Below are 19,724 nucleotides of genomic sequence, written 5' to 3'. Positions count from 1 at the left end.
TACACTTTTTGCGCCGGAAGCTCATGAAGAGCGCAAACCGGCCCAGGATAACGCCGCGTGTGTATGGAACACGCGCAAAAAAGGAGCCTTCTATGATTCATCTCGATACGTTGTCGACCCTTGTTGCCGCAACGCTGGTGTTACTGCTTGGCCGTAAGCTGGTACATAGCGTTTCCCTTCTGAAAAAATACACCATTCCTGAACCTGTCGCTGGCGGCCTGCTGGTGGCGCTGGCCCTGCTGGTGCTGAAAAAAAGCATGGGCTGGGAAATCGATTTTGATATGTCCCTGAAAGACCCGCTGATGCTGGCCTTCTTTGCCACCATCGGCCTGAATGCCAACCTGGTGAGCCTGCGGGCGGGCGGTAAGGTGCTTGGTGTATTTTTGATTGTGGTGGTGGGGCTGCTGCTGATGCAAAACGCGATTGGTATCGGCATGGCGACCTTGCTGGGGCTGGACCCGCTGATGGGGCTGCTGGCGGGGTCCATTACCCTTTCGGGCGGTCACGGTACCGGAGCCGCATGGAGCAAGCTGTTCATCGAGCGCTACGGGTTTGAAAACGCGACGGAAGTGGCGATGGCCTGCGCGACCTTTGGTCTGGTGCTGGGTGGCCTGATTGGCGGCCCGGTGGCTCGCTATCTGGTGAAGCATTCCACCACGCCGGACGGCAGGCCGGACGATGAGCTGGTGCCGACCGCATTTGAAAAGCCGGACGTCGGGCGCAGCATTACCTCGCTGGTGCTGATTGAAACCATTGCGATGATCGCCATCTGTCTGACCGTGGGTAAAGTGGTTGCGCAATGGCTGGCGGGCTCCGCGTTTGAACTGCCGACGTTTGTTTGCGTGCTGTTTATCGGGGTGATCCTGAGCAACGGTCTGGCGCTGATGGGCTTCTACCGCGTGTTTGAACGGGCGGTGTCGGTACTTGGCAACGTCTGCCTGTCGCTGTTCCTGGCGATGGCGCTGATGAGCCTCAAACTGTGGGAGCTGGCCTCGCTGGCGCTGCCAATGGTGGCGATACTGGCGGTGCAGACCCTGTTTATGGCGCTGTACGCCATGTTTGTCACCTGGCGGATGATGGGCAAAAACTATGATGCGGCGGTGCTGGCGGCGGGTCACTGCGGGTTTGGTCTGGGGGCCACCCCAACGGCTATCGCCAACATGCAGGCGATCACCGAACGCTTCGGGCCATCGCACATGGCGTTTCTGGTGGTCCCGATGGTCGGGGCGTTCTTTATTGATATCGTCAACGCGCTGGTGATTAAGCTGTACCTGATGCTGCCGATGTTTGCCTGAATCAGGCGTTGGAATAGCGTTCGGTTTCCGGCATCCAGCGCTCAATTAACGCTGCCGCCTGTTCGGGGTAGCGTTCATGAATGTGGCGGGCGAGGCGCTGAACCTCGGGGATCATGGCCTGATCGCGCAGCAAATCCGCGACTTTGAATTCCGCGTTCCCCGTCTGACGCGTGCCCAGCAGTTCACCGGGGCCGCGGATCTCCAGGTCTTTTTGCGCAATCATAAAACCGTCGTTGCTGTCGCGCAGCACCTGCAACCGCATCTGGGCGGTTTTTGAGAGCGGGGCTTTGTAGAGCAGGACGCAGTGGGACGCTACCGCGCCACGGCCGACGCGCCCGCGAAGCTGGTGGAGCTGGGCAAGGCCCAGGCGCTCCGGGTTTTCGATAATCATCAGGCTGGAGTTCGGCACATCCACGCCCACTTCAATCACCGTCGTGGCGACCAGCAAATGCAGCTCGCCCTGTTTGAACGACTGCATCACCGCCTGCTTTTCGGCAGGCTTCATGCGTCCGTGAACCAGGCCCACGTTCAGCTCCGGCAGCGCCAGCTTAAGCTCTTCCCACGTGGCTTCGGCAGCCTGCGCTTCCAGCAGTTCCGACTCTTCAATCAGCGTACAGACCCAGTAGGCCTGACGCCCTTCGTGGGTGCAGGCGTTGCGCACGCGGTCGATGATATCGCTGCGACGCGTGTCAGGAATGGCAACCGTTGTGACCGGCGTACGACCCGGGGGGAGTTCGTCGATGGTGGAGGTATCCAGATCGGCGTAAGCCGTCATCGCCAGGGTGCGCGGGATCGGCGTGGCGGTCATGATCAGCTGATGCGGGTGGAAGCCCTGCTGCAGGCCTTTCTCCCATAATGCCAGACGCTGATGCACACCGAAGCGGTGCTGCTCGTCGATAATCACAAGCGCAAGACCGTTAAACTGCACCTGCTCCTGGAAGATGGCGTGCGTGCCGACAATCATCTGCACCTGCCCGCTGGCAATAGCCTCCTGTTGCGCAAGGCGCGCTTTGCCTTTTTGCTTCCCGGCAAGCCAGCCGACTTCAATCCCGAGCGGCGCGAACCAGGCGCGGAAGTTGTTGGCGTGTTGTTCCGCCAGCAGTTCGGTCGGTGCCATCAGCGCCACCTGTTTACCGTGGGCAATCGCGCGCAGGGCGGCCAGAGCGGCAACCAGCGTTTTACCTGAACCTACGTCGCCCTGCACCAGGCGCATCATCGGCACGTCGAGCGCCATATCGCGCTCAATCTCGGCGGTGACGCGCGCCTGCGCGCCGGTGGGCTTAAAGGGTAGCGAGGCCAGCAGCTTATCTTTGAGCACATCATTCGGGCTTAATGGCTGGGCATGGAAACGCTGCGCGCCAGCGCGAAGCGCCAGCATGCTCAGGTTATGCGCCAGCAATTCCTCAAGGATAAGACGCCGTTGGGCAGGGTGTTTCCCGCTTTCTAAGTCGCTGAGCTGCAGCGTTGGCGGCGGACGGTGCAGGGTACGCAGCGCCTCGGGCAGGCTCATCATGCCCTGTGCCAGCTCGGGCGGCAGCAGCTCGGTAATGGCGCAGGTATCCAGCAGCTCCAGTGCCTGATCGGTAAGCTTACGCAGCGTCGCCTGCTTGATGCCTTCGGTCGTCGGATAAACCGGGGTGAGCGTCTCCTGCATCTCCGGCGTGCTGAGATCGCCCTGCACGCGGTACTCCGGGTGGATCATCTCTGCGCCATATTTCCCGCGTTTGGCTTCGCCATAGGCCAGCACCCTGCGGCCTGTCGCCAGGCTGTTTTTCATCGCCGCGCTGAAGTTGAAGAAACGCATGGTGAGAATGCCGGTGCCGTCGCTGATCTGGCAGGTCATCATTCGGCGTCCGCCGAAGGTGATGTTGCAGTTCAGGACTTCGCCTTCAACGGTGGCGTAAATGGCGGGAAGGAGATCGCCAATCTTGTAAAGCTGGGTGCGGTCTTCATAACGCAGGGGGAGGTGAAGCAGGAGATCCTGCACCGTGTGCAGGCCAATTTTAGCCAGCTTATTGCTTTGCGCCGCGCCCACGCCCGTCAGGCTGTTGAGCGGAATAGCATCCAGCAGGCGGCCTTTCATCGCTTACCCGGCGTACTGCATGGTGGCCCACCACTCGGCATCGGCTTCAATTTCGCCCTGCGCGTTGACGTGGGGGTAAGGCAATTTTTTCTGCTTCGCAACGCGAGCCAGCACTGGATAGCCACCTTCAAACAGCAGGCGCTGCTGTTCCTCTTCCGGCAGCATGCTGTTGCTGCGCTCGTACATGCCGGCGTTCTGACGCTGGCGCTGCGCTTCATACAGAATGAGCGCGGAGGCCACGGAGACGTTGAGTGACTGGACCATGCCAATCATCGGAATGATGATGTCCCGATCCGCCAGATCCAGCGCTTCCTGGGTGATCCCGGTTTTCTCCTGACCCATCAAAATGCAGGTCGGGCGGGTGTAGTCGATCTCGCGGAAATCCACGGCCTTAGCGGACAGGTTGGTGGCAAGGATCTGCATCCCGCGCCCTTTCAGGTGTGAGACGGCTTCGCCAATTGTCTGGTGAGATTTGACGGAAACCCAGCTGTTACTGCCTGCCGCCGCAGAGACCATGGTTCGCATCCGGTGACCCGGCCAGACGGCGTGCACTTCATGCACACCGACGGCATCGGCGGTACGAACGATAGCAGAGACGTTATGCGGTTTATGGACCTGCTCCATGCAGACCGTCAGGTCAGGCTGACGTCTGGCGAGCATTTCGCATATCCGCGCGTAACGTTGTGAATTCATACCGCTAGTTTCGGTTACGGGTGACTTTAATCACGTCCGGCATGACGCGGATCTTGCGCATAATATTCGCCAGATGCACGCGGTCACGGGCGGTCAGACGAATAAAGGCGCTGTATACGCGGCCATCTTTTTCTTCCGTATTCAGGCTTTGAATATTGGAAGACGCCGTGTTGATCGCTGCCGTCAGGTTCGCCAGGGCACCCTGATGGTTGAACATATCCACCTTAATTTCGGTGATAAATTCCTGCGCGGTCTCTTTATCCCACTCGACCGCCATAAACTTCTCGGCCTCTTTCTGGTAGCCGCGGATGTTACGACAGGATTCATGGTGGATAACCAGCCCTTTGCCCGGGCTGACGTGCGCAATAATCGGGTCGCCAGGAATTGGACGACAACATTTTGCGAAGGTGATCAGCACCCCGTCCGCGCCTTTGATTGGCAGATGAGCATGGCCGGATGCGCCTGGCGCAGAAGGTATTGCTTCGCCCTGCTGCAGGTTTTTCGCCACCACGACGCTCATGGCGTTGCCCAGACCAATTTCCGCCAGCAGATCGTCAAGAGACGTGAGCTTCATACGGTCGAGCTCGCGCTGGATATGCTCCGGGGGGATCTCAGCCAGCTTACGGCTGCCGCCCAACGCGTGGTTGAGCAGACGACGCCCCAGGCTGACGGAATCATCACGCTTGAGGTTTTTCAGCAGCTGGCGAATTTTGGCGCGGGCTTTAGAACTCACGACAAAGTTCAGCCAGGCCGCGTTCGGACGTGCGCCCGGCGCGGTAATGATTTCCACCGTCTGGCCGCTGGAGAGCGGCTGAGACAGCGGGTAAGGCTGTCTGTCGACGCGCGCGCCTACGCAGGCATGGCCGATATCGGTATGCACGGCGTAAGCGAAGTCGACCGGTGTTGCGCCCGCAGGCAGTTCGACAATGCGGCCTTCTGGGGTGAAAACGTAAATCTCATCCGGGAAGAGATCGGATTTCACGCTCTCGATAAATTCAAACGAGCTACCCGCACTCTGCTGAAGTTCCAGCAGGCTCTGCATCCAGCGCTGGGCGCGGATTTGTGCGGTCGTGCTGCTTTCGCCACCGTGCTCTTTATAGGCCCAGTGCGCGGCCACACCCATCTCTGCCATCTGGTCCATGTCTTCGGTACGAATTTGCACCTCAACAGGCACGCCGTGCGGCCCGATCATCGAGGTGTGCAAAGATTGATAGCCGTTCGCTTTTGGAATGGCGATGTAATCTTTCATCCGCCCTGGACGCGGTTTATAGAGGCTGTGCATCTGCCCCAGCACGCGATAACAGGTATCTGAATCGTGGACAATCACGCGGAAGGCGTAGATATCCATGATCGAGTGAAAACGCTGCTCTTTGAGCACCATTTTGCAGTAGATGGAGTACAGGTGTTTTTCGCGACCGCTGACGCGGCACGGGATCCCCGCTTCCTGCAAACGCCCTTCGATTTCAGAGAGGATCTTTTGAATCATCTCTTTACGGTTGCCGCGTGCGGCTTTCACCACCTCTTTAATCACGCGATAGCGGTTCGGGTACAACGCTTCAAAACCCAGCTCTTCCAGCTCGGTTTTAATGTGGTGAATACCTAAACGGTGCGCCAGCGGACTGTAGATTTCGAGGGTTTCACGGGCAATGCGGCGACGTTTATCCGGGCGAAGTGAGCCCAGCGTGCGCATGTTGTGGGTGCGGTCAGCGAGTTTGATGAGAATGACGCGGATATCCTGCACCATCGCCATAATCATCTTGCGGAAGTTTTCGGCTTGCGCCTCTTTCTTGTCGCGGAAATTCAGCTTATCAAGCTTAGAGACCCCTTCCACCAGTTCGGCAACGCTTTTGCCAAACAGCTGTTCCATGTCCTGGTAAGTGGCAGGGGTATCTTCAATCACGTCGTGCAGCAGCGCGGCCATCAGCGTTTCGTAGTCGAGTTTCATCTCGGCCAGAATACAGGCCACCGCTACCGGGTGCGTGATGTAGGGTTCACCGCTTGAACGTGTCTGGCCCTCGTGAGCGTCACGTGCAACGAGATACGCCTGCTGAAGACGCTTAATCTGGTCTTCAGGCAGGTAGGTTTGAATCAGTTGATTCAGGCTTTCAAACAGATACAAGGGCGACCCGCAGGTTTAATTAACGACGACCTTCAGCAATAGCGGTTACGGCCTGCAGTTCTGCGGCTTCCTGCTCTTGCTGCTCCTGGCGCTCGCGCACGTCGAGGATCTGGTTGTTGATCAGACCTTCTTCGATTTCGCGAAGTGCAATAACGGTGGTTTTATCGTTTTCTTCCGGTACCAGCGGATCTTTACCGCCTACCTGCATCTGACGAGCGCGACGCGCGGCGACCAGCACCAGGTCAAAACGGTTACCAATTTTCTCTACAGCGTCCTGAACAGTTACGCGTGCCATACTTAAAATGCTCCACAGGTGAAGAAATGACTGGGCATGATACTGAAAGTGGGTTCAGTCTGCCAACAGTTTGGTGATTAATGCGTCATGTCGCTGCTTCTGGCGGCTCATACGCAGACGTTCTGCACGAAGAATGGTTTTGAGATCGCTCAATGCGGCATCAAAATCATCATTCACAATAAGGTAATCATATTCCGCGTAATGGCTCATTTCTGCAACAGCCTGTTCCATACGCTTAGCGATGACTTCTTCGCTGTCCTGACCGCGGCCACGCAGGCGGCGATCCAGCTCATCTTTCGATGGCGGTAAAATAAAGATACTGCGCGAGTCAGGCATTTTCTTGCGAATTTGCTGTGCACCCTGCCAGTCGATGTCCAGGAACACATTCACGCCCGTGGCCAGAACCTGCTCAATGGTTTCACGCGAGGTACCGTAGTAATTACCGAATACTTCAGCGTGTTCAAGAAACGCGTCTCTGCCGATCATCGCTCTGAATTCGTCGTGATCCACAAAGAAATAGTGTTCACCGTGCACTTCACCCGGACGCGGCGCTCGCGTGGTGTGAGAAACAGAAACCTGTGTGTCGTACAGCGGTTGGGTTTTTAACAGTGCCTGAATAAGGCTGGATTTACCCGCGCCACTAGGGGCAGAAACAATATAAAGCGTGCCTTGAGCCATGAGAGTCTTTTGTATGTGTTAACGAAGAAGTCCTACATACGGGCTTATTATACACGTCACCGCCGTGTGACGTAGTCTTTGTCACACTTTTTCCCCTGGATTATTGAATTTTGCGTGCCGTTTTCAGGTTTTATCCGTGGTTTTCAGCAACCAAAAGAAATACCGGATGGCGTCTCGCAGTGTGAACCGTTGCCGTTAGCGTTGTTTCAGACATCGGGGTATACCTCCTGCAACGCAAAGGAGGGGTAGCGATGTGGCGATGGATAAGCGGGTTAATGCTGTTGTGGTGTGGCTATAGCGCGGCGGTGTGCCCGGTGTGGTCGCAGGCAAAAGCAGAGAAAGAGATGGCGTCATTAAGCGCACAAATCAAACGCTGGGATGATGCTTACTGGAAGCAGGGCGTGAGCGAAGTTAACGACGAGGTCTACGATCAGCTTAACGGGCGGTTAACGCAGTGGCAGCGCTGTTTTGGCACTGAACTCTCAGGAGAGAAACTTCCTCCGCTGACCGGGAGCGTCAAACATCCTGTTGCCCATACGGGCGTACATAAGGTGGCTAGCAAAGAGGAGCTGAAACAATGGATGCGTACGCGGCAACATCTGTGGATGCAGCCCAAAGTTGACGGTGTGGCGGTAACGCTGGTCTACCGTGACGGAAAGTTAATCCGGGCCATCAGTCGCGGTGATGGCCTGAAAGGGGAGGACTGGACCGGGAAGGTACGTTTAATCCCGTCTGTTCCGCAAAAGCTCATCGGCAAGCTGGCGAACAGTGTCTTACAGGGCGAGCTTTTCTGGCTAAGCGACAGTCACATTCAGCAGCAGATGGGGGGGATGAACGCTCGCGCAAAGGTGGCAGGTGTGATGATGCGCCAAAAGGATAACACGCTATTGAATAAGCTCGGCGTATTCATCTGGGCCTGGCCGGATGGGCCGAAAAATATGCAGACATCTTTAGCTGAACTATCTCAGGCCGGTTTTACGCTGTCGGCACGGTATACGCTACCCGCCGAATCTGTTGACGCCGTCGAGAAACAACGCGCGGCCTGGCACGTAGCTGCATTACCCTTTGCCACGGATGGCATTGTGGTGCGGTCGGAGGATGCGCCCGCGGGGGAAGGCTGGTTGCCGGGCGAAGGCAACTGGGTGGTTGCGTGGAAATATATGCCAGCAGCCCAGGTAGCCGAGGTGAGTGATATTCATTTTTCCGTGGGGCGAACGGGCAAAATGTCCGTTGTAGCCGCGCTGGAACCCGTGCAACTGGATGATAAACAGGTGCAGCGGGTGAGCCTGGGCTCAGTTGAGCGCTGGCAGCGGCTGGATATTGCTCCGGGGGATCAGATCCAGGTCAGCCTGGCCGGGCAGGGTATTCCCCGGTTTGATAAGGTGGTCTGGCGCGGGACGGACAGACATAAACCTGAGCCTCCCGCCTCGCGGTATCATGCGCTTAGCTGTTTCTATGCTTCGCCGGAATGTATGGAGCAGTTCTTTGCCCGACTGACGTGGCTCAGCTCAAAGCAGGTATTTGATATTGAAGGATTAGGTGAGTCAGGCTGGCGGACCCTCTGGCAGGCGCATCATTTTGAACATCTCTTTTCGTGGCTGTTATTAACGCAGGCGCAAATGCAGGCTACGCCTGGATTCTCCTCCGCGCGTGGGCTGGCGCTCTGGCATCGATTTAATCTGGTACGCGAGAAGCCTTTTATCCGCTGGCTCATGGCACTGGGTGTTCCGCTGACGCAGGCTTCGCTGAAGGCGATGGGGGATGTAACGTGGCAAACGTTGAGCGGACGTAACGCAAAGGACTGGCAGAGCCTGCCGGGAACGGGAGAGAAGAAGGCGCGACAAATTGTTAACTGGATGTACGCGCCTCAGATTGATGTGCTGGCGAAATGGCTCGCTGAACAGCACATCAACGGGTTCTGAAGCTAGTGTGCGCTGTGTTTGTAATGGAAAACGGGTAGCCCGAGCTTCAGACGCAGCGCCAGCATGCGGGCCGTAAAGCCAAACAGCAGTGTGGAGATAACCACCACATCATGGTTCGAAACGTAATGCTGCAGCGCGATATAAAGCACCGCTGCCGCGAAGGAGATGCCGGCATACAGCTCTTTTTGAAAGACGAGGGGAATGCGCTTGCAGAACATATCGCGCAGCACACCGCCGAATACGCCCGTGACCACGGCAGCAATAGTGGCGATAACCGGTCCTTCCCCCATATCGAGCGCGATTTGTGCGCCGATGATCGAAAAGACGATCAGCCCCAGCGCATCAAGCACCAGGAACAGGCGGCGAAGATGGGGCATAACGGGCGCCACGATGGTGGTTAATACAGCAGCCGTCGCCACGATAATCACGTATTCAGGGTGTTTAACCCAGCCGAGTGGATAATGACCAAGCAGGATATCCCGCACGGAACCGCCGCCCAGCGCGGTCGCTGTAGCAATAATGATCACGCCGAAGGTGTCCATACGGCGACGTCCGGCGGCAAGTGCGCCGGTCATGGCTTCTGCGGTGATGCCAATGAGATAAAGAATGTGAAGCAGCATATACCCTCCGGTGTGAATGCGGGAAGGTTAGCGATTTGTGCGCAAGATCACGATTGAGTTTTTCTAAGGCGACGGGGTTTGCCCTATATATTTTTATCAAGTTAAGTTGAATGAGCTTGATGAGCGGCGGTGAAACGCAAAATCAGCTGTTGAGATGGATTAGAAATAGTAATGGGTGGCGCCGTCGACACCACCCGGAAAGGCATTACTCAATATTCTGGATCTGCTCGCGCATTTGCTCAATCAGCACTTTCAACTCAATCGCGGAGTTGGTGACTTCTGCATTGATAGACTTAGACGCCAGGGTGTTCGACTCACGGTTGAACTCCTGCATCATAAAGTCCAGACGGCGGCCCACCGCTTCCTTCTTCTTCAGAATGTTGTAAGTCTCTTTAACGTGCGCTTCCAGACGATCCAGCTCTTCAGCGACATCGATACGTTGCGCCATCAGCACCAGCTCTTGTTCCAGACGGGTGTTTTCCAGCTGAACTTCTGCCTCTTCCAGTTTGGCGACAAGGCGCTCGCGCTGCCACTGCAGCACTTCCGGCATATGGGTGCGAACCTTAGCCACTTCAGCGCTGACGCCTTCAAGGCGCTGCTCAATCATCGCTTTCAGCGCCTGACCTTCGGTTTCGCGGGCAACGATGAAGTCATCCAGCGTGCCGTCGAGGGCGGCCAAAATTTCAGCGGCAATCGCGTCCAGATCCTGCTCACCGGCGGCCATGACGCCAGGCCAGCGCAGAATATCAACCGGGTTGATTTCGCCTTCATCGCTCTGCATTTTGACCCAGTTCGCCGCATTCACGAGCTGTTTCGCCAGTTTTTCGTTGAGGATCAGCTCGCCCTGTGCGCTGGCATCGGGCTCAAAGCGCAGGTTACATTCCACTTTACCGCGCGTCAGGCGCGTACGGATACGCTCGCGTACAACAGGCTCAAGGCTGCGGAACTGCTCCGGCATACGGAAATACGTTTCCAGGTAACGCTGGTTTACCGAGCGCATTTCCCATGTAGCGCTACCCCAGCTACCCTTGATTTCACGCCGGGCGTAGGCGGTCATACTGCGGATCATAGATATTCCCGTTTTTAAAGGAGAGATGGGGGGATTATAGCTTTCGGGGGCTTCTCAGGATAGGAATAAGCGTCCTTTATCCGTATAATGCGCAGCCACATTCGTTTCAAGCCGGAGAATCCATCATGCGTCCATCAGGTCGTAGCGCCAATCAGGTGCGTCCCGTCACCCTGACCCGTAACTATACAAAACACGCTGAAGGCTCCGTGCTGGTTGAGTTTGGTGACACTAAAGTGCTGTGCACCGCCTCCATCGAAGAAGGCGTTCCGCGCTTCCTGAAAGGTCAGGGTCAGGGCTGGATCACCGCAGAATACGGCATGCTGCCGCGTGCGACCCATACCCGTAATGCCCGTGAAGCGGCGAAGGGTAAGCAGGGCGGGCGTACCATGGAAATTCAGCGTCTGATCGCGCGTGCGCTGCGCGCCACCGTTGACCTGAAAACCCTCGGCGAATTCACGATTACCCTGGACTGCGATGTAATTCAGGCCGATGGCGGCACGCGTACGGCATCGATTACCGGCGCATGCGTAGCGCTGGCGGATGCCCTGAACAAGCTGGTTGCAGCCGGTAAGCTGAAAACCAACCCAATGAAAGGCATGGTTGCGGCGGTCTCCGTAGGTATCGTTAACGGTGAAGCGCTTTGCGATCTGGAATACGTTGAAGATTCCGCGGCAGAGACAGACATGAACGTAGTGATGACCGAAGACGGTCGCATCATTGAGGTGCAGGGCACGGCAGAAGGCGAGCCGTTCACTCACGAAGAACTTCTCTCCCTGCTGGCGTTGGCCCGAGGGGGAATCGAATCCATTGTCACGACGCAGAAAGCGGCGTTAGAAAATTGATTTTAAAGGCGACCAATGAGTCGCCTTTTTTTTGCCTGTAAGACAGAAAACCAAAGGAGCAAATCCATGAAATCGTATCAGCGCCAGTTTATTGAGTTTGCGCTTAACAAGCAGGTACTTAAGTTTGGCGAATTTACGCTGAAATCCGGGCGTAAGAGTCCCTATTTCTTCAACGCCGGGCTGTTTAATACCGGGCGCGATCTGGCATTGTTAGGCCGTTTCTATGCCGAAGCGCTGGTAGATTCCGGGATTGATTTTGACCTGCTGTTTGGCCCGGCCTATAAAGGCATTCCGATTGCGACCACCACCGCGGTGGCGCTGGCGGAACACCATGACCGCGACGTGCCGTACTGCTTTAACCGCAAAGAGGCTAAAACCCACGGTGAAGGCGGGAATCTGGTCGGCAGCGCGCTGCAGGGCCGCGTCATGCTGGTCGACGACGTGATCACCGCAGGCACGGCGATCCGCGAATCAATGGAGATTATCCAGGCCAACGGTGCAACGCTGGCAGGCGTGTTGATTTCGCTGGATCGTCAGGAGCGTGGTCGTGGAGAAATCTCCGCCATTCAGGAAGTGGAGCGCGACTACAACTGCAAAGTGACGTCGATTATCACCCTGAAAGAGCTGATTGCGTATCTGGAAGAGAAGCCTGAGATGGCGGACCATCTGGCAGCGGTAAAAGCGTATCGCGAAGCGTTTGGGGTTTAATTGCATTGCCCGGTGGCGCTACGCTTACCGGGCCTACCCGTTCGCAGGCCGGATAAGGCGAAGCCGCCATCCGGCGATGGCGTTACTGTAATTGTGCTGCGACTAAAGGCCAGCGGGCGTCAAAATCGTCCGTTGGGCGGTATTTGAACTCGCTACGCACAAAACGGGAGAGCATCCCTTCACAAAACGCCAGAATCTGGCTCGCCAGCAGCGTTTCATCAATGCTGTATCCTTCACCTTCACGCATTTTCTTTTCGCGCAGTACCTGGCGCAGCTGCGCTTCAATGCGTTCGAAAAGCTGGTTAATGCGGCCCTGCAGTCTGTCTTGTTCAAACATCAGCGCGTGGCCGGTCAGGATACGGGTTAAGCCCGGATTGCGTTCACCAAAGCCCAGGATTAACAGCACAATCAGACGCAGACGCGCGGTGGTGTCTTTTTCGTCTTTCAGAATCAGGTTGATGCGTGTGATCAGGCTGTCTTCAATAAACTCGATTAGGCTGTCAAACATCCGGGTCTTGCTCGGAAAGTGACGGTACAGCGCCGCCTCAGACACGCCTACGGAGGCGGCCAGTTTAGCGGTGGTGATGCGTTGACTACCATCGCTGGATTCAAGCATCAGAGCCAGAGATTGAAGTATTTCTTCGCGACGATTCCTTTTCGCGGTTTGTTTTTCTGCCATGTTACAAAATACCCCTGAAAATAAGCACTTGCCAGGCTGGCATCCACACAGCGACCGCAAACGGGCGTTTGCGGTTTGTTATTGCATTATGACGCTGTGAGATACGTGTCTGTCGGGCCGTTATTTGCGCCCGGAATGGCCGAAGCCGCCTTCGCCACGGTCGGTGGCATCAAAGTCTGCCACCAGGTTAAATTCTGCCTGTACCACCGGTACAAAGACCATCTGTGCGATACGCTCGCCCGGTTCAATGGTGAAGCTGTCCTGACCACGGTTCCAGACGGAGACCATCAGCTGGCCCTGGTAGTCGGAGTCGATCAGGCCCACCAGGTTACCCAGCACAACGCCGTGCTTATGACCCAGGCCTGAACGCGGCAGGATCACCGCAGCCAGAGAAGGGTCAGCGATGTGAATCGCCAGGCCAGTCGGAATCAGGGTCGTGGCACCCGAAGCCAGTTCTACGGCGTCATCGAGACAGGCGCGCAGGTCAAGACCGGCAGAGCCGGAGGTGGCATAGGTTGGCAGCGGAAATTGCTCGCCAACACGCGGGTCCAGAATCTTAACGTCGATTTTTTTCATCATAACGGGTAACGATCTCGTCGAGTAAATGTTGGCCCAGGAGTTCCTTGCGCTCAAGCGGTAAGACTTTATCTCCATCCTGCCAGAAAAGGTGCAGTGCGTTGCTGTCGCTGTTAAATCCTTGTGTGGCCAGCGATACGTCGTTCGCGCAAATTAAATCGAGGTTTTTGCGGGTACGTTTTTGCCGGGCATATTCTTCCACATTATTCGTTTCTGCGGCAAACCCAACAACGTATGGACGGTGGCTTTTTAGTGCGGCGACACCGGCAACAATGTCCGGGTTTTTCACCATTTTTAGTGTTAATTCATCGCCTTGCTTTTTAATTTTAGCCTCGGCGATCGTTTCGGCACGGTAGTCTGCAACGGCAGCACAGCCGATAAAAATCTGCTGGCTTTGCGCATGGGCCTGCACGGCGGCTTCCATCTCCAGCGCGGTGGTAACGTCAATTCGCTTCACACACGCAGGGGTAGGCAGAGAGACCGGGCCGCTCACCAGCGTGACGTTCGCACCACGCTTCGCGGCGGCGGCAGCTATCGCAAAGCCCATTTTGCCGGAGCTATGGTTGGTGATGTAGCGCACCGGATCCAGCGGCTCGCGCGTGGGGCCCGCGGTAATCATGATGTTGAGATGTTGCAGATCGTTGACAGGCGAAAAATGGGCTGCGGCCATATCAACAATCGTCAGCGGATCAAGCATGCGGCCCGGACCAACATCGCCGCAGGCCTGGCTGCCGCTGTCCGGACCCCAGATAAGCAAGCCGCGTGAGGCCAGCGTCTCAAGATTGTGCTGAGTGGCGGCATTACGGTACATCTGCTGGTTCATGGCCGGAACGACGGCAACAGGGGCAGGTGTGGCCAGACAAATGGTGGAGACCAGGTCGTTTGCCATACCGGCCGCCACCCGAGCGATTAAATCCGCGGTGGCGGGGGCGAGGATAACCAGGTCTGCCCATTTCCCAAGCTCAATATGGCCCATCGCGGCTTCGGCAGCCGGATCGAGCAGGCTGTCAGATACCGGGTATCCTGAAACGGCCTGCAGGCTCAGGGGAGTGATAAAGGCTTTACCGCCTTCGGTTATCGCGACCCGCACATCTGCCCCGCGCTCGCGCAGACGACGCACCAGTTCCGGCGCTTTGTAGGCAGCAATACCGCCGCTCACGCCAAGAACGATTTTTTTACCGGCCAGGCTCATCATGATTCTTTCCTGTTGGGTTTCACCAGAGAGCGGGCATTTTATCACAATCCCCAAAACGGGGTGATTTTGTCCTTCGACCACTTTGCGAGGCGCTACGCAGGAACGCAACGTGGCCGTCGAGCGCCGGATGGGCATGTGGCAGCATGCGGTTAAAAAAGGGAGAAAGAGCATGGAAGAAGAGGATGAGCAGCTGCTGCCGCGTGAAAAACTGCTGCGCTACGACGTCACCCTGTTAAAAGACGATGAACTGCTGGCGCTCTTTTTACGTACCGGAACGCCCGGCAAAACGGTATTTACGCTGGCAAAAGAACTGATAGCACGTTTCGGTTCGCTGTACGGTTTACTGACCGCCGAGCTGGCGCAGTTTAAGCATGTTGAGGGGATCGGCGTGGCGAAATATGCCCAGTTGAGGGCCATTGCTGAGCTTGCCCGCCGTTTTTACAATGTCCGCATCGAGAAGGACGATCCGATCCTGACGCCAGCGATGACGCGTGAATACCTGCAAAGTCAGTTAACCGATATCGAGCGCGAGATCTTTATGGTGATCTTTGTCGACAACAGGAACCGGGTACTGAAACATAGCTGCCTCTTTGCCGGCACGTTAAGCCACGTTGAGGTTCATCCGCGTGAAATTGTGCGGGAAGCGATAAAAGTGAATGCAGCGGGCGTGATCCTCGCGCATAATCACCCCTCTGGCTGTGCAGAACCGAGCAGAGCGGACAAAGAAATCACCGAGCGCATTATCAAATGCTGTCAATTCATGGACATTCGTGTGCTGGACCATCTGATAATTGGCCGCGGAGAGTACATTTCTTTTGCAGAACATGGCTGGATTTAGGCTATTTCTCGCGATCCATCGGGATCTTTGTCTGTTCGGGACTTGAGCACACCGCCGAGTCAGCGTATACTACGCCACCTTTGAGAATCTCGGGTTTGGCATTTGGGCCTGGCAATCGAGAGTTCACTTAGAACTATGCGATGACCGGGCTGTAAAGCCTGACGAGGCGCCGATACCCCATACGAAGCTCGAGCTAATTTGATTTTTGGAGAATAGACATGTCCCGAGTCTGCCAAGTTACTGGCAAGCGTCCGGTGACCGGTAACAACCGTTCCCACGCACTGAACGCGACTAAACGCCGTTTCCTGCCGAACCTGCACTCTCACCGTTTCTGGGTTGAGAGCGAGAAGCGTTTTGTCACCCTGCGCGTATCTGCTAAAGGTATGCGTGTAATCGATAAGAAAGGCATCGATACAGTTCTGTCCGAACTGCGTGCCCGTGGCGAAAAGTACTAAGTACTTAAAGAGGAAATAAATCATGGCTAAAGGTATTCGCGAGAAAATCAAGCTGGTTTCTTCTGCTGGTACAGGTCACTTCTACACCACCACGAAGAACAAACGTACTAAGCCGGAAAAACTGGAACTGAAAAAATTCGATCCAGTTGTACGCCAGCACGTACTGTACAAAGAAGCTAAAATCAAATAATTTTAGTCTCCTTGTATCGAAAAACCCCGCAACTGCGGGGTTTTTTGCATTCTGTATCTCAACGGAGGAACCATGCCTGAATTACCTGAGGTAGAAACCAGCCGTCGCGGCATTGAGCCCCATCTGGTCGGCGCGACGATTCTTCACGCGGTTGTCCGTAACGGGCGTCTGCGCTGGCCGGTGTCCGATGAGATCCACGCCCTGAGCGATCAACCCGTCCTTAGCGTGCAGCGTCGCGCGAAATACCTGCTGCTGGAACTGCCCGACGGCTGGATCATTATCCACCTGGGGATGTCCGGGAGCCTGCGCGTTCTTACCGAAGAACTGCCTGCGGAAAAGCACGACCACGTCGATCTGGTGATGAGTAACGGCAAAGTGCTCCGTTATACCGACCCACGGCGCTTTGGCGCGTGGCTGTGGACGAAAGAGCTGGAAGGGCATAACGTGCTCGCGCATCTGGGCCCGGAGCCGCTCTCAGACGCGTTTAACGCGGAATACCTGAAAGCGAAGTGCGCGAAAAAGAAAAGCCCGATTAAGCCGTGGCTCATGGATAACAAGCTGGTGGTCGGCGTGGGGAATATCTATGCCAGCGAATCGCTGTTTGCCGCCGGGATCCATCCCGATCGGCTAGCCTCTTCGCTGTCGGCGGAGGAGTGTGAGCTGCTGGTCCGCGTGATTAAAGCCGTATTGCTGCGCTCGATTGAACAGGGGGGAACAACGCTGAAGGACTTCCTGCAAAGTGACGGCAAGCCGGGCTATTTTGCCCAGGAGCTGCAGGTGTATGGCCGTAAAGGCGAACCGTGCAGAGTCTGCGGTACGCCCATTATTGCCACGAAGCACGCCCAGCGCGCCACGTTCTACTGCCGTCAGTGCCAGAAATAGGGCTATTTTAGCTTTTCCATCAACGCCTGGTGGACGTTAACCGGCAGGAAATGAGTAACGTCCCCGTGATGACGCGCCACCTCTTTTACCAGCGTGGACGAGATAAACGACCACTCTTTGGAGGGCATCAGGAACACGCTCTCCAGCTCCGGCATCAGGTGGCGGTTCATGTGCGCCAGCTGCATCTCATACTCGAAGTCTGCCACCGCGCGTAAGCCGCGGATCAGAATGTTCGCCTGCTGGGCGCGGGCGAAGTTAGCCATCAGGTCGCTAAACCCGACCACCTCAACATTCGGCAGGTGCGAAATGGCATCGGTAGCAAGCTGCACGCGCTCGTGGAGGTCAAACATCGGCTTTTTGCTGGGGCTGGCGGCAATCGCCAGGATCACCTTGTCAAACATGCACGCCGCACGGGTGATGATATCAAGATGACCGTTGGTGATCGGATCGAAGGTACCCGGATAAATCGCTTTTGTGCTCATGGCTCACGTTTTCTCTGAGTAGCCGCGGCAGAGCGCCCACAGCTCGGTGTATTTGTTAAAAGTATACTGGGCATTGACTACCGCGAGTAACCAGCCCTGCTTTCCGTCCAGCACGCCACCACGCAGCAGCAGTGTTTTCAGGAACGCGCCCAGCGTGTGGGTGAAGATTCCGGTCAGTGAGGCCTTCTTGCCGCGCTGGTGACGCTCCTGCGCCCAAGCCGTGGCATAGTTGAGCTGTTTACGCTGGAAGCTCGCGAAATCCCGGCAGGTCAGGTGCAGCAAATCGCCCATCAGGGGGATGATCTGGGCGCTATCGCAGCTCAGGGATTCATGCACCAGATTGTCGTTGTACTGATAGCGCTCGCGCTCGTAAAGGCGCGTCACGCGGTCTGGATACCAGCCGCTGTGGCGCATAAATCGGCCAAGGAAATAGTTACGACGGGCAATGCTGTATACAGCGCCAGGCTGAGGCGAGGAAAGGACCGCCTGAATGGCCTGCTGAAGTTCTGGTGTAATACGTTCGTCAGTATCGAGCATCAGGACATAATCACCGGTGGCATACCCCTGCGCGCGCTGGCGCTGGATGCCATAGCCTTGCCAGTCAGCGTCGGTAAACACCTTTGCACCCGCTGCCCGGGCAACGTCCACCGTGCTGTCCGTACTTCCGGAGTCAAGAATGACTATCTCGTCAGCCCAGGCAACGGAGGCCAGGCAGTCCGGAAGCAGGTCGGCGGCGTTTTTGGCGATCATCACGACCGACAGACGCGTTGACATTAGTGGCTCCGCTGGGGCAGGTAAGGTTGCAGAAGTTGCAGCAGACGGGTCAGGGCGCCCTGGTTCTGATGCAGCACTTCAACGGCATGACGCCCGTACCACAGGCGATAATCTTCATCAGTGAGAAGGGTCGATACCTCTTTGACTACCGAATCCGCATCGGTCACGGTAATTAAACCATCGGCCTGCTGTAATTTCGCGCAGATATCTTTGAAGTTAAACGTATGTGGCCCCATCAGCACCGGAATGGCGTGGGCTGCCGGCTCGAGCGGGTTATGACCGCCGCGCTCGACCAGGCTGCCGCCGACAAACGCGAGGTCAGCAATGCCGTAGAGCAGCATCAGTTCGCCCATCGTATCGCCAATCACCACCTGGGTGCTGCCAGACGGGATCTCCCCGCTGCTGCGCAGCGTGAAGCTGAAACCGCCTTTCTGCACCATTTCACGGGCATCTTTAAAACGCTCCGGATGGCGAGGCACGAGGATCAGCAGTAAATCAGGGAAGCTTTCCAGCAGCTTGCGGTGCGCCTGCAGGATGATCTCTTCTTCACCGTCATGGGTACTGGTCGCAATCCAGACCTGACGACGCGGGGCCCACTGGCGACGCAGCGTGATCGCACGGGCGGCGAGTTCAGGGGTAACCGAAATATCAAATTTCAGGCTGCCCGTCACCGCAAGCTGGTTGCGCTTCAAGCCCAGAGAGATAAAACGTGCCGCATCTTCTTCATTCTGCGCGGCGATCAGGGTGATTTTGCTCAGCAGGCGGCGCATAAATTTACCCAGCTTGCCGTAGCCTTTCGCCGAGCGCTCTGACAGGCGCGCGTTGGCAATCACCAGCGGAATTTTACGGGCATGCAGGGCGGAAATCATGTTCGGCCACAGTTCGGTTTCCATCACAATCACCAGCTTCGGGCGAACGGTATTCAGGAAACGATTCATGGCGCAGGGGAGATCGTAAGGGAGATAGACGTGATGAACGTCTTTGCCGAAAGCGGATAACGCGCGCTCCGAGCCGGTTGGCGTCATCGTCGTGACGGTAATCGGCAGCGACGGGTAGCGGTGACGCAGGGCGCGAACCAGCGGGATTGCCGCCAGCGTTTCACCGACAGAAACGGAATGCAGCAAAATACCGTCCGGCGCGACTTTATTGCGGCAGAAGCCATAGCGTTCAGCCCAGCGTTTACGATACGCAGGCGCTTTCCGGCTACGAAGCAACAGTCTCAGCCACACCAGTGGCTGAATAATGTAGAGCAGGGCGGTATACAACAATTCCAAGCGATTATCCGTTTTTTTAGTTTCGGCGGGCAAATTCTAAGCATTTAAGCCAGGT

At 56.4% G+C, this 19,724-nt stretch carries 21 protein-coding genes; 8 read left to right on the top strand and 13 right to left on the bottom strand.

Going from position 1 to position 19,724, the window contains the following annotated elements:
• Positions 1–92: 92 nt before the first annotated feature.
• Positions 93–1,295, top strand: a complete 1,203-nt coding sequence (gene gltS, locus CWR52_RS12035) for a sodium/glutamate symporter (protein ID WP_104949763.1) — start codon at positions 93–95, stop codon at positions 1,293–1,295.
• A gap of 1 nt (position 1,296) precedes the next feature.
• On the opposite strand, the gene recG is transcribed toward gltS, so the two are convergent.
• From recG to gmk, 5 genes are read right to left on the bottom strand one after another with little or no spacing between them, the layout of a single operon-like run.
• Entirely contained in the window at positions 1,297–3,378 is a 2,082-nt protein-coding gene (gene recG / locus CWR52_RS12030; RefSeq protein WP_104949762.1) for an ATP-dependent DNA helicase RecG, read from the bottom strand.
• A gap of 3 nt (positions 3,379–3,381) precedes the next feature.
• Positions 3,382–4,071 carry a tRNA (guanosine(18)-2'-O)-methyltransferase TrmH gene (gene trmH, locus CWR52_RS12025; protein ID WP_048028145.1) on the bottom strand — a complete coding sequence of 230 codons (690 nt, stop codon included), beginning with the start codon at positions 4,069–4,071 and terminating at the stop codon, positions 3,382–3,384.
• A gap of 4 nt (positions 4,072–4,075) precedes the next feature.
• Positions 4,076–6,190 carry a bifunctional GTP diphosphokinase/guanosine-3',5'-bis pyrophosphate 3'-pyrophosphohydrolase gene (gene spoT / locus CWR52_RS12020; protein WP_032644393.1) on the bottom strand — a complete coding sequence of 705 codons (2,115 nt, stop codon included), beginning with the start codon at positions 6,188–6,190 and terminating at the stop codon, positions 4,076–4,078.
• A 19-nt stretch (positions 6,191–6,209) separates the two neighbouring features.
• Positions 6,210–6,485 (bottom strand): DNA-directed RNA polymerase subunit omega, encoded by a 276-nt coding sequence (rpoZ, locus tag CWR52_RS12015; protein ID WP_000135058.1) that lies wholly within the window; start codon positions 6,483–6,485, stop codon positions 6,210–6,212.
• Between the two features lie 54 nt (positions 6,486–6,539).
• A complete protein-coding gene (gene gmk, locus CWR52_RS12010; RefSeq protein WP_010426438.1) occupies positions 6,540–7,163 on the bottom strand; it encodes a guanylate kinase in 624 nt (207 codons plus the stop codon).
• Between the two features lie 251 nt (positions 7,164–7,414).
• Between gmk and ligB the strand changes: the two genes are divergently transcribed.
• Positions 7,415–9,085, top strand: a complete 1,671-nt coding sequence (gene ligB, locus CWR52_RS12005) for an NAD-dependent DNA ligase LigB (protein WP_104949761.1) — start codon at positions 7,415–7,417, stop codon at positions 9,083–9,085.
• A gap of 2 nt (positions 9,086–9,087) precedes the next feature.
• Here ligB and CWR52_RS12000 read toward each other — a convergent pair whose 3' ends face one another.
• Together CWR52_RS12000 and CWR52_RS11995 are read right to left on the bottom strand one after the other, a co-directional pair.
• The gene (locus CWR52_RS12000) at positions 9,088–9,705 is read right to left on the bottom strand and encodes a trimeric intracellular cation channel family protein (protein WP_023334014.1); all 618 of its coding nucleotides are present in this window, start codon (positions 9,703–9,705) and stop codon (positions 9,088–9,090) included.
• A gap of 205 nt (positions 9,706–9,910) precedes the next feature.
• Positions 9,911–10,774: a YicC/YloC family endoribonuclease gene (locus CWR52_RS11995; protein ID WP_008502687.1), complete on the bottom strand. Its 864-nt coding sequence runs from the start codon at positions 10,772–10,774 to the stop codon at positions 9,911–9,913.
• A gap of 125 nt (positions 10,775–10,899) precedes the next feature.
• On the opposite strand from CWR52_RS11995, the gene rph reads away from it, so the two are divergent.
• Positions 10,900–11,616 carry a ribonuclease PH gene (rph, locus tag CWR52_RS11990; RefSeq protein WP_104949760.1) on the top strand — a complete coding sequence of 239 codons (717 nt, stop codon included), beginning with the start codon at positions 10,900–10,902 and terminating at the stop codon, positions 11,614–11,616.
• A gap of 66 nt (positions 11,617–11,682) precedes the next feature.
• On the top strand, positions 11,683–12,324 hold the full coding sequence (pyrE, locus tag CWR52_RS11985) for an orotate phosphoribosyltransferase (RefSeq protein WP_048028136.1): 642 nt from the start codon (positions 11,683–11,685) through the stop codon (positions 12,322–12,324).
• 82 nt (positions 12,325–12,406) lie between these two features.
• On the opposite strand, the gene slmA is transcribed toward pyrE, so the two are convergent.
• The 3 genes from slmA to coaBC form a co-directional block, all read right to left on the bottom strand.
• Complete coding sequence (gene slmA, locus CWR52_RS11980) at positions 12,407–13,003, bottom strand: nucleoid occlusion factor SlmA (protein WP_008502690.1); 597 nt, start codon at positions 13,001–13,003, stop codon at positions 12,407–12,409.
• Between the two features lie 120 nt (positions 13,004–13,123).
• Positions 13,124–13,582 (bottom strand): dUTP diphosphatase, encoded by a 459-nt coding sequence (dut, locus tag CWR52_RS11975; RefSeq protein ID WP_045907002.1) that lies wholly within the window; start codon positions 13,580–13,582, stop codon positions 13,124–13,126.
• On the bottom strand, positions 13,560–14,771 hold the full coding sequence (coaBC, locus tag CWR52_RS11970; RefSeq protein ID WP_025910617.1) for a bifunctional phosphopantothenoylcysteine decarboxylase/phosphopantothenate--cysteine ligase CoaBC: 1,212 nt from the start codon (positions 14,769–14,771) through the stop codon (positions 13,560–13,562). Before coaBC ends, dut begins: the two co-directional genes overlap by 23 nt.
• Before the next feature lie 172 nt (positions 14,772–14,943).
• On the opposite strand from coaBC, the gene radC reads away from it, so the two are divergent.
• From radC to mutM, 4 genes are all read left to right on the top strand, one after another.
• The gene (gene radC / locus CWR52_RS11965; protein WP_104950916.1) at positions 14,944–15,612 is read left to right on the top strand and encodes a RadC family protein; all 669 of its coding nucleotides are present in this window, start codon (positions 14,944–14,946) and stop codon (positions 15,610–15,612) included.
• 218 nt (positions 15,613–15,830) lie between these two features.
• The gene (gene rpmB, locus CWR52_RS11960) at positions 15,831–16,067 is read left to right on the top strand and encodes a 50S ribosomal protein L28 (protein ID WP_002436699.1); all 237 of its coding nucleotides are present in this window, start codon (positions 15,831–15,833) and stop codon (positions 16,065–16,067) included.
• 22 nt (positions 16,068–16,089) lie between these two features.
• Entirely contained in the window at positions 16,090–16,257 is a 168-nt protein-coding gene (gene rpmG, locus CWR52_RS11955; protein ID WP_003024094.1) for a 50S ribosomal protein L33, read from the top strand.
• Positions 16,258–16,329: 72 nt separating this feature from the next.
• Entirely contained in the window at positions 16,330–17,139 is an 810-nt protein-coding gene (gene mutM, locus CWR52_RS11950; protein ID WP_104949759.1) for a bifunctional DNA-formamidopyrimidine glycosylase/DNA-(apurinic or apyrimidinic site) lyase, read from the top strand.
• A gap of 2 nt (positions 17,140–17,141) precedes the next feature.
• Here mutM and coaD read toward each other — a convergent pair whose 3' ends face one another.
• Genes coaD through waaA form a run of 3 tightly spaced genes read right to left on the bottom strand, consistent with a single transcriptional unit; the run spans position 17,142 to position 19,669 of the window.
• Positions 17,142–17,621 carry a pantetheine-phosphate adenylyltransferase gene (gene coaD, locus CWR52_RS11945; RefSeq protein WP_008502695.1) on the bottom strand — a complete coding sequence of 160 codons (480 nt, stop codon included), beginning with the start codon at positions 17,619–17,621 and terminating at the stop codon, positions 17,142–17,144.
• A 3-nt stretch (positions 17,622–17,624) separates the two neighbouring features.
• Positions 17,625–18,395 (bottom strand): glycosyltransferase family 2 protein, encoded by a 771-nt coding sequence (locus CWR52_RS11940; RefSeq protein ID WP_104949758.1) that lies wholly within the window; start codon positions 18,393–18,395, stop codon positions 17,625–17,627.
• Positions 18,395–19,669, bottom strand: a complete 1,275-nt coding sequence (gene waaA, locus CWR52_RS11935) for a lipid IV(A) 3-deoxy-D-manno-octulosonic acid transferase (protein WP_025910600.1) — start codon at positions 19,667–19,669, stop codon at positions 18,395–18,397. The genes CWR52_RS11940 and waaA overlap by 1 nt, the downstream gene beginning before the upstream one ends.
• Between the last annotated feature and the right edge of the window lie 55 nt (positions 19,670–19,724).

It is taken from the genome of Enterobacter sp. SGAir0187 (assembly GCF_002952735.2).
GTDB lineage: Bacteria > Pseudomonadota > Gammaproteobacteria > Enterobacterales > Enterobacteriaceae > Enterobacter > Enterobacter quasiroggenkampii.
This window is presented reverse-complemented; position numbering and strand designations above follow the sequence as displayed.